Annotated in this window: 10 protein-coding genes; 3 read left to right on the top strand and 7 right to left on the bottom strand. The window is 38.1% G+C overall.

All coding sequences use genetic code 11. The annotated features are described in order from the left end of the window. Positions 1-423: 423 nt before the first annotated feature. The 7 genes from panF to RVS70_RS06455 form a co-directional block, all read right to left on the bottom strand. Positions 424-1857: a sodium/pantothenate symporter gene (gene panF / locus RVS70_RS06485; RefSeq protein WP_321132762.1), complete on the bottom strand. Its 1434-nt coding sequence runs from the start codon at positions 1855-1857 to the stop codon at positions 424-426. Then, positions 1854-2120: a YhdT family protein gene (locus RVS70_RS06480; RefSeq protein ID WP_026682494.1), complete on the bottom strand. Its 267-nt coding sequence runs from the start codon at positions 2118-2120 to the stop codon at positions 1854-1856. Before RVS70_RS06480 ends, panF begins: the two co-directional genes overlap by 4 nt. 256 nt (positions 2121-2376) lie before the next feature. Further along, the gene (locus RVS70_RS06475) at positions 2377-2574 is read right to left on the bottom strand and encodes a hypothetical protein (RefSeq protein ID WP_121603754.1); all 198 of its coding nucleotides are present in this window, start codon (positions 2572-2574) and stop codon (positions 2377-2379) included. Between the two features lie 327 nt (positions 2575-2901). Continuing rightward, positions 2902-4395, bottom strand: coding sequence for a peptide MFS transporter (locus RVS70_RS06470; RefSeq protein WP_121604447.1), 1494 nt, complete (start codon positions 4393-4395; stop codon positions 2902-2904). Positions 4396-4692: 297 nt separating this feature from the next. After that, complete coding sequence (locus tag RVS70_RS06465) at positions 4693-4827, bottom strand: hypothetical protein (RefSeq protein WP_255637704.1); 135 nt, start codon at positions 4825-4827, stop codon at positions 4693-4695. A 203-nt stretch (positions 4828-5030) separates the two neighbouring features. After that, positions 5031-5570, bottom strand: a complete 540-nt coding sequence (locus RVS70_RS06460) for a transcription repressor NadR (protein WP_026682492.1) — start codon at positions 5568-5570, stop codon at positions 5031-5033. Positions 5571-5623: 53 nt separating this feature from the next. Then, on the bottom strand, positions 5624-6742 hold the full coding sequence (locus tag RVS70_RS06455; RefSeq protein ID WP_121604446.1) for an IscS subfamily cysteine desulfurase: 1119 nt from the start codon (positions 6740-6742) through the stop codon (positions 5624-5626). A gap of 112 nt (positions 6743-6854) precedes the next feature. Here RVS70_RS06455 and nadB point away from each other — a divergent pair, with 112 nt between their 5' ends. The 3 genes from nadB (at position 6855) to nadA (ending at position 10496) form a co-directional block, all read left to right on the top strand. Then, positions 6855-8393, top strand: a complete 1539-nt coding sequence (gene nadB / locus RVS70_RS06450) for an L-aspartate oxidase (RefSeq protein WP_121604445.1) — start codon at positions 6855-6857, stop codon at positions 8391-8393. A gap of 137 nt (positions 8394-8530) precedes the next feature. After that, entirely contained in the window at positions 8531-9373 is an 843-nt protein-coding gene (nadC, locus tag RVS70_RS06445) for a carboxylating nicotinate-nucleotide diphosphorylase (protein WP_026682490.1), read from the top strand. Between the two features lie 19 nt (positions 9374-9392). Next, on the top strand, positions 9393-10496 hold the full coding sequence (gene nadA / locus RVS70_RS06440) for a quinolinate synthase NadA (protein ID WP_026682489.1): 1104 nt from the start codon (positions 9393-9395) through the stop codon (positions 10494-10496). Positions 10497-10700: the final 204 nt, after the last annotated feature.

Genomic DNA, 10700 nt, shown 5'->3' with positions numbered 1-10700 from the left:
GGCCGTGCCCGCGGAAAGCGAAGTAATTAGTCGGAGCATTGCCAATATACATCAAACATTTCAAAATAACTACTTGGCTTAACGCAGTCATTGCACTGATTTTATACTTTCTTAACTTAGAACAAAAACGCAAGCGCCAATTAGAAATGTAGTAACTGGAGCGAGTCCAACGGAGTTAAACGAATCACGGTGAGCTTACGAGCCAATAATGACTTAGATGAGGGAGATTCGTGAAGACACCTAGTTTCTGGGCCTAGGAGCTAGACGTAGCTCAACACGTCCATATTTATACACAGGCTCAAATTTTATCATTTCTTAGACTACAAAAAAGGAGCGCTTCGTTACTCGTCGATTCGCTCCTTTATCTTATACCTCTATAATTACCTTTCCGATTCAGGCTTTAGCAATGAAAAGAGCAGGGCATCATGTGACGTTTGTTTTTGATTGCGTTTGTAAGCTTATCGTTACATAGACTATTAGCGAGACAACAACTGGAAGGACGACAGAATGGAGTCCAAACGGCTTAGGAAAAAAACTGTCTGATAAAATATATAAGCCTACTCCTGCTATCATGGAGGAAATCGCCCCATATTTATTTCCTTTCTTCCAATATAGACCTAGTACAATCGGCCAAATAAAAGCAGCTTCCAAACCACCAAATGCAAAAAGGTTTAGCCAAATGATAAGATCAGGCGGGTTGAGTGCCATCATAAATACAATGATGCCTAACAATGCTGTTATTCCAATACTTAAGCGTTTAATAGTTTGATGGGAGGCGTCAGGTTTTACATAGTTTAAATAAACATCCTTTACAATGGTCGAGCTGACTAGTAATAATAACGAATCCACCGTAGACATAATAGCTGCCATCGGTGCAGCAAGTACTATCCCTGTCAACCAATTCGGCATGACTTCCAAAGCAATTAACGGCATGACCTTATCACCAACTTCGATACCTGGGAGAATAGGTCGCGCGAAAACACCAATTAAATGCATATTTAACATAATAAAACCTACAACAACCGTTCCAATAATGATAGCTCGATGCATTGCTTGTGAACTTTTATATGACATTGCCCGTACTGCAATTTGTGGTAATGCAACCACACCGACTCCAACTAATATCCAGAAGGATGATACATAAGTTGGCGTCAGCTGTCCTTCAGATCCATAAGGGGTAATTAGATTCGGGTTCTCTGCAGTTAAATCAGCAATAATCTTAGGTATACCACCACCAGCTATGATCACAGCAATAAGAAGAATTAATGTGCCAACGAACATGATGCTTCCTTGGATAGCATCCGTTAAAGCAACTGCACGAAATCCTCCTACAGTAACATAGATTAAAACAGAAACAGCAAATATAAATAGTGCAGTTGTGTAATTGATTCCAATCAACGATTCAATTAATCTTGCTCCACCAATCCATTGAGCAGCCATTGCTGAAAATAAAAAGATAATAATACTGACTGAAGAAAAGATAACAACCCATTTTGATTGATATCTTTCTTTCAAAAAATCCACCATCGTTAGTGCATTATATTCCCTAGTTACGATAGCAAATTTCTTCCCTAGGATCATTAGAACAAAATAGCCAGTAGCAACCTGAGACATGGCTAATAAAACCCAGCCTAGCCCTTCATTATAAGCTGTCCCTGGTCCCCCTATAAAACTACTAGCACTTCCATAGGTTGCTGTCATTGTCATAGCTAGCACAAAACCACCGAGGCTCCTACCGCCTAAAAAATAATCCTGAACAAAGTTGGTAGAATTCTTTAAATAGCCACCGGCCCAGATTCCTGCTCCAAATATAATACATAATATTGCTATTAACGGTATTAGCGATTCCCAATTCATTCTATTTCCTTCTCCTCATCAAATGGAATAGCAACAAAAAACTTTTTCACTACAATTGCCACCAATATGGCCATTACGATAAATCCCACTACACAGCTGTAGAAAAACCACGCAGGTAATCCGACAATATATGTATACTCTTGAGGGTCCTTACCTCCTAAACCGTAGGCAAATGCAAACCACCATAAGAAATTAAAGATTACCAGACCAACACCAATGAGCGCTTCACGATGAGCAACCTTATATTTATGTCCGTACTTCACAGACTCACCTCACTTCATAATGGAGATTTTGCTTAACAACAATATATCGTAAGAACTTCTTCACTGTAAAGAACCAAAGCGCAAGCGCCCGAATAGCAACGTAATACTGGAGTTGAACGTGGCTCAATACGCCCCATAATTATATAGGCTCAAATTTCATCATTTCCTAGACTAAAAAAAACTGAGCAAAATTCGCAGTCCTTATCACTAAATGCTCAGATTTACGCTTCCTCTAGTAGCTATTATGGAATAATAGCTACTGCTTGACCACCACTCCGGCTGCCCACTTCCCTTTCCGTGGGGTTTGTCCTTCAGCTAACTTTTTTAGCAAAACCCGCTCAAAAAAGTGGATCTTCAGGTCAAACATTTCCCACAGGAGTTGAAGTGGCCGGCCTTCGCTATTATCAGGCTCTACAACGCTAGCATGAAGTAACACAGCTGCTTTTATACTCACGGATAGCGATTTTTTGTAAAAAAAGTCAACCTATTACTTATGACAAGAATTGTTGCACCTTCTCATAGCGGAGACTAATTACGTAGACTCCTGCGGGAATTGCGCGAGCCGAAAATCCACTTTGCAACGTGTTCTTCTTTGCAAAGTTAGTTGAGGCCGTGCCCGTGGAAAGCGAAGTAATTAGTCGGAGCATTACCAATATACATCAAACATTTCAAATAACTACTTGGTCTTAACGCAGTCATTGCACTGATTTTATACTTTCTTAACTTATAAAAAAATTCGGCAAATCGTTGACTTTGCCGAATTTTCGTTAAAGTGCTCATTCTAACGAACACCTTTCATAAAGTGCTGAATTTTCGATGAAAGCATAAACAACATAGCACCTAATAGAATCGCAATTCCACCAATAACACCAAAATAAATGATTTCCGTTTCCGGTGTATATAGTTTTACAATTTGCGCATTAATTGCCTGTGCTGATGCATTGGATAAGAACCAAAGGCTCATAGTTTGGGCTGAAAATGCTTCAGGTGCTAATTTGGTTGTAGCTGATAAACCAACTGGAGATAAGCAAAGTTCTCCTATAACAACAAGTAAAAAGCTTAGCACTAACCAAACCGGACTAACTAGACTTTCTGTTCCATTCATTGACGCAGGTATGATCATTACTAAGAATGATAGACCGGCGAAAAGTAAGCCTAAAGAGAATTTTTTCGAAGTAGATGGTTGTCGTTCACCCATCTTTACCCACAATCCAGCAAAAAAAGGAGCGAGTACGACAATAAATAATGGATTTAAGGATTGGAACCAGGAGGACTGAAGTTCGATTCCTAAAAAGCTAAGATCTGTTCGTTTATCTGCGTATTCTGCTAAAATAATGGAACCTTGCTCTTGGATAGCCCAGAACATAATTGCCGCAATAAATAATGGAATATAAGCTAATAAACGTGATTTCTCATCCGCATCTGTTTTCGGACTCCGATACATCACAATAAAGTATAATGTAGGAATGATAATACCTAGAAAGCTGACCAAGTACGTAAATCGATTAATCGTTAGTATACCTGCAGGAATTGTAATGGCACCAACGATGATAATAGCTACTGCACCTAAGCCAATACGTGTAAAAACTTTTTTCTTCTCGTCTCTTTCTAATGGATTTGGAACATACGTACCGGCTAGCCCAAGATACTTTCTTTTCGTGGCTAAAAATACAGCTAGCCCAAGAAGCATACCAACAGCTGCTACACCAAATCCTAAATGATAATTATATTCTTGACCTAATGTTCCAACAATTAAAGGTGCTATTAACGCTCCCATATTAATTCCCATATAGAATATACTGAATCCAGAGTCACGACGCACATCTGAAGGGCTGTATAAATCACCAACAACACTAGATACGTTTGGTTTTAATAATCCTGTACCGACAACAATTAGAAACATAGAAATAAATAATGCAGTAGTTCCAGCCGGAAGCGCTAATACAAGGTGACCGGCCATGATTAACACACCACCATAGAACACGGTTTGCTGCGTACCAAGCAAGCGGTCCGCAATCCATCCACCTATTATCCCAGACATATACACTAAGGAGCCGTATATTGCCATTATTGATTTAGCTGTTCCATCATCAATACCAAGACCACCACTGGCCACCTCTGTATACATATAATAGAGTAATAGCGCTCGCATTCCATAATAGGAAAAGCGTTCCCAAAATTCAGTGAAGAACAGGGTAAATAAACCCTTGGGATGTCCAAAAAATCCCTTTTGCGGGACACTTTGTACAATTTCTTCTTTGCTATATCTTGACATGATAGTAAAAACTCCTTCGTCTTCCTTCAGAATAAACTGACAATTGTTTTTTTCGACAGAATTATGTTACTCCTCTTATTACCATTCGTCAAACGTCATAATTTAACAAATTTTAAGAAGTATTTCAGTATATACAGTATATGTCAGTCTTATGTAAAATTAAAGTAATAAAATGGAAATATTTCTTGATTATTATAATAATAAACAATACTCCATGACCCCTTAAGTAGATATAGTTAAAGGGAATAATGAAATAAGGGCGATATAGTTATAATGTTACACTTTATTAACATTTCATTATTTGTCTGAGAATTTGTTCATTTCCATGATAAATTCCAGCAATCCCTTTATCCCTTCCATATTCGCAAACAAAAGCATCAAAGCAACCGCATTTACTGCTAATCCAATAAATAACCACTTTAAGAAATACATATTCCCTCTCCTCTCTATTCTAAAAAACATAAAAACCTGACCGTTTACACCAAATAACAACGTGTACATGTCAGGAGAATATAATTGTGAGAAAGATATGGAATCCTCACACTTTATTAGTTTATGAATCACTATTTTTCAATTATGACAATTCTTGAGGATATATGTATTTCTAGCTTATTTGCTAAAGGATGAGATGCTATTCATTTATTTTCAATCAGAAAGCCTGCTTCTTTCAATGCATTTTCTGCTTCAACTAATTGTTGTTCGTTAGCTGCTATTAACGTATGAATATGAACCCCGTCAGTAAGTTCGGAAAGATATGCTGCACCAGTTGTTGAGATTTTTTCAATAAATTGGGCTACTTCTTTCCGATTTGATACCATAATAGATGCTGTTAAATCACCATAAACACTATGTTCAATCTTTACATCTTTAACGGTAATACCATGGTCAACAAGTAAGTGAAGCTCTTCTTCTGTTCTTTCGGGAGTATGTTGACACGCAACAGTTCGTTCTACACCACCAATAGAACTATGTGGAATATATACGTATCCTTGACTTGTTGCAATAATTGGTTCATTCCTTGCTTTTAATAATGTGATATCACTAACGATTACTTGACGGCTTACATTTGCTAATTTTGCTAGTTCCCCACCAGTCGTTGGTTCATTATTTGCTTTTAGCTTTGCTAGGATAGCTTTTCTTCTTTCATCACCAAGCATTTTTTTCTTTTCATTCAATCTGATCACCGTCCATTATCTCATTCATCCATGTTAACGATTCATTGAAAACACTATTTCGCCAACTTTCTTAATAGCTGCGCAAGTTGAATCACATCATCCAACGTAGTATCTTGTCCAAACGAGATTCGAATAAATTCTCTTTGCTTCTCTTCCATAACCCCCATAGCAATTATTGTCCTTGCTGGAGATTGAAGTTCCTGATGACAAGCACTTCCCGTTGATATATGAAACCCTCTACGATTACATTCTAACATAACCCACTGACCCTCACGTCCATTAACCGTTAGACCAATTACATGCGGAAGTTGAACATCAGAGGGTGACTCAAATATCGTAAACCGTTTCTCCCAATTGCTACCTAAGTGTTCAAAAAAGGTAGTTCTCAACTGATACATCTTTTTCCAATCTTTATTCGTTAATTTTAATGCTGCTGCTACAAAAGCAGCAATCCCTGGTGTATTAACGGTGCCTCCCCTGATTCCACGTTCATGCGTTTCGTTTGGAAATATTCCTGTAACTCGATATTCAGGTCGTATAAATACTGCTCCCACACCCTTTGGACCATATATTTTATGCGAGGAAAGAGACATTGCATCAACAAATGGACTAATGGATGCTATGTCTATCTTACCAAATGACTGAACACAATCACTATGTAAAAGAATGTTCTGTCCTCTTACCTGCTTAGATATTGCTTCAATTGGCTGAATGGAACCAATTTCACTATTAGCATGCCCAACTGAAATTAGAATCGTATCATTCTGAATGGCATCTGTTAAAGCATAAAAATCTAGTTGCCCATTTTGCAAGAAGGGAATTTCGGTTATTTTGAATCCCGCTTTCCTTAGATATGCTGTACTTGAAAAAACAGAGGAATGCTCCGCCATTGTTGTTATAATATGTTTCCCCCTATCTTGTCGGCTCAATGCTAGCGTAATAATAGCTATGTGATTGGCTTCTGTACCGCCTGAAGTAAAATAAATACCATCTGAAGAAACATGTAGTATAGACGCCAGTTTATCTCTACAGCTTTCCAATAGCCCTTTAGCTTTTGTTCCTTGATCATGAAGACTACTTGTGTTGCCCCAATAACTTAAGGCTGTCTCTTGGTATATTGCTAACACCTCTGGATCGATAGGTGTTGTAGCTGCATAATCGAAGTATTTCACATGAATCTCTCCCTTCTGTACGAAGTCCTACTATTCTATAACACTTGTAATTATTTTAATTATGTGTAATCATATATGTCAAGACACCTGTAAATTAACAGGAGGAAAGACAATGAATAAAATCGATGTCATTATTGTAGGGAGCGGGATTGCTGCATTGCAATTAGCTTATAAACTCAGTAATCACAAACATGTGATGATTATCACAAAAGGTCAAGTTAAGGACAGTAATTCTTTCATGGCACAAGGTGGGATTGCCGCCGCTATCGCAAAAACGGATTCTCCGCAGCAACATTTTCATGACACAATGACAGCTGGGGAGGGGCATGGAAATGAGTATCGTGTAAACGATCTTGTTGAAGAAGGTAAAAAAGTTATTGAAGAATTAATTGACGCCGGTGCTCCTTTTGATTTAGAGGCTGATGGATCATTGTCATTAGGTGTTGAGGGTGCACACCGAGTCCCTAGAATACTACATTCAGGTGGAGATCAAACAGGAAAGAAGCTTGTGAATTTCTTACTAGAATCATTACAAGCTTCTGATCACATCACATGGATGGAGAATGTAATGGTAATGGATTTGATTTTAAATAGGGATGGTAAATGTATTGGCATAAAAGCCAAGAACAGCAATGAGGAATTGCTGGAATTTTACGCTCCACATGTTGTATTAGCTTCCGGTGGTGCAGGTGGCTTATTCACGCAATCCTCAAACCACCCAACCATCTTAGGAGATGGAATTGCTTTAGCCTATCGAGCAGGTGCAAGCGTAGGTGACTTAGAATTTTTACAATTCCACCCAACACTTTTATCGGCAAATGGTAAAACAGTAGGACTTATTTCAGAAGCTGTTAGAGGGGCAGGTGCCATATTAGTTAATGATCGAGGCGAGCGAATAATGGAGGGAATCCATGACCAGCAAGATTTAGGGCCAAGACATGTTGTGGCCCATGAAATATTTAAACAGGTAACATCTGGGAAATACGTATTTTTAGATATAACTACTATTCATAATTTCAAAAAACGATTCCCTTCTATTTCGCAGTTATGTAAAGCACATCATGTTGATTTGAGTAAAGGAAAAATACCAGTGTTACCAGGGTCTCACTTCATGATGGGCGGTGTTGTTACAGATAGATGGGGATGCACATCAATAAAAGGGCTTTATGCGATAGGTGAAGTAGCATGCAGTGGCGTTCATGGTGCCAACCGCCTAGCGAGTAACTCACTACTAGAGGGCTTTGTATACGGAAGTCGACTCTCTATGTTTCTATTAAAAACGAAAGTAGAAGAATATCCTAAAGATTTTGTTCCTGCCCCAGATAACAAGAACCCACTTGAATCACTTCCTTTTACAAGGAAAGAGCTGCAGGAAAAACTGACACATTATGTTGGCATAATTCGAAATAATGATAGCCTTCAACACCATTTCGCTTGGTTAAATTCCTTTTCAATCGACCCTTTTGCAAATATTGATCAGTGTAGAAGAGCGGATATACAGACTTATTTCATGTGGATTAATTCCGTATTAATGACCCAGTCAGCTCTTATCAGAACCGAAAGCAGAGGTGGTCATATCCGTTCCGATTTTCCGAATAAAGACTACAAACGCTGGCTAAGAAAAAGTATTATCCATTACCGAAAAAAGTGAAACTTCAATCCATGGAGGTTTTGTTTATCCCCCACGGATTGTTAGTACCACAAGGGTATAACCTAAGGACTTTGAACCCATCGGACATTAATTGGCGGTTATATGCGAGATAAACGAAAACATGGAGGTTAATTATAGTGAACACCATGAAGCTAAAATCTATGCTTGAAAGCTTTTTTTTAGAGGATATTGGTAATGGAGATATATCGTCACAAGCTTTGTTTCAACCTAACAAAGAGGGGGATTTACATCTTGTGGCAAAACGCGCAGGAACATTTTGTGGAGAAGCGGTTATTGAAATAGGGTTCTCCATCATAAATCCTTTGATTAACTGCAACATTCACATAAAGGACGGAGAATTTATTACCGCAGGAACCGAAATTGCACACATTAGCGGTCCAATTATTGAACTGCTTCAAGCGGAAAGAGTTGTACTTAATCTGATTCAGCGCATGAGTGGCGTTGCTACCATGACAGCAAATGCTGTGAAATTAATAGAAGGAACAGAAGCAAAAATTTGTGATACGAGAAAAACCACTCCTGGATTACGCATGTTAGAAAAATATGCAGTTCAATGTGGTGGTGGTTATAATCATCGTTTTGGCCTGTATGATGCGGTAATGCTAAAAGATAATCACATAGCATTTGCTGGAACGATTACCGATGCAGTACAAACAGTTAAAAAGCGATTAGGACACACCACAAAAATTGAAGTGGAGATAGAAACAGAGAAACAGTTAATGGAAGCTATTACAAATAAAGTAGATATTATTATGTTTGACAATTGTTCACCGGAAATAATTAAAGATTGGCTACAATATGTTCCTGAAGGTATCATCACAGAAGCTTCAGGAGGAATACAAATAGAGCAATTACATGACTATGCAACAAGCGGAATTGATTATATTTCTTTAGGCTATCTAACTCACTCTGTCAAAGCGTTAGATATAAGTGCAACTGTAAAAATTAGAAACGTATAAATCGGAAGGGGAATTTTAAATGGAATTACTCCAAACGTTAATAGGTTCTCATACTATTCCAGAGAAGTACCTTCATTTATCTAAAGCAGAAATGGAGGAAAGCGTACAACATATTAAAAAAGACCTCGGGGATTCGCTATTTATCCCTGGTCATCATTATCAAAAGGATGAGGTCATTCAATTTGCGGATGCTGTTGGCGATTCACTTCAGTTAGCACAGGTATCCGCTAAAAATTCCAATGCAAACTATATTGTATTTTGTGGTGTACATTTTATGGCGGAAACCGCTGATATTCTTACAACTGCTAATCAAACTGTTTACTTGCCAGACATGCGAGCAGGTTGTTCGATGGCTGATATGGCTGATATTTACCAAACAGAAAGAGCATGGTCAAAGCTAACTGATTTATTTGGGGAATCTATTTTGCCATTAACATATGTTAATTCAACAGCTGCTATTAAAGCATTCGTCGGCAAAAATGATGGTGCTACCGTTACTTCTTCTAATGCGCATAAAATGGTACAGTGGGCATTTTCCCAAAAGGAAAGAATACTTTTTCTTCCAGACCAACATTTAGGAAGAAATACAGCAGCTGATATTGGCATCGAACCTCATGAAATGGCAGTTTGGGATCCTATTAAAGACGAATTGCAATTTACGGAAAATGTAGATGATATTAAAGTTATTTTGTGGAAGGGCCATTGCTCTGTACACGAAAATTTTACGTTAACAAACATTGAACAAGTAAGGAATTCCTATCCAGATATGAATATTATTGTTCATCCTGAATGTCGAAAAGAGGTCGTAGACGCCTCCGATTTTAATGGTAGCACGAAATCGATTATTGAAATCATAGAACGGGCCAAGTCTGGTACTTCATGGGCAATTGGTACAGAAATGAATCTTGTACAACGGATTATTCATCAACATCCTGATAAGCGTATTATTTCTTTAAATCCTCACATGTGTCCCTGCTTAACCATGAACAGAATAGATTTACCACATCTACTTTGGTCGCTAGAAGCTATTATCGAGGGACAGCCAATAAATAAAATAATTGTTCCGCAAGATGTGTCAACATATGCAACATTTGCGCTTCAACGAATGCTGGATCGTGCATAATGTTAAATAAGAAAGCGTGAACCTAGCAACGCATATGGTCTACAGGCGAATAATATTGTATGCTTTTAAATCAATCTGAAATATGGGTTGCTTTCCGCGAACCTAGCTAAAACTGTTAACCAAAAATCGCTTAGCAGTGTTGATCTTAGGACTTTCTGACTACGTAGGTATCACACATGATTTTTCTGCTAGGATAACTGTACG

The organism is Virgibacillus sp. M23, assembly GCF_034190895.1.
GTDB lineage: Bacteria > Bacillota > Bacilli > Bacillales > Amphibacillaceae > Virgibacillus > Virgibacillus salarius.
This window is presented reverse-complemented; position numbering and strand designations above follow the sequence as displayed.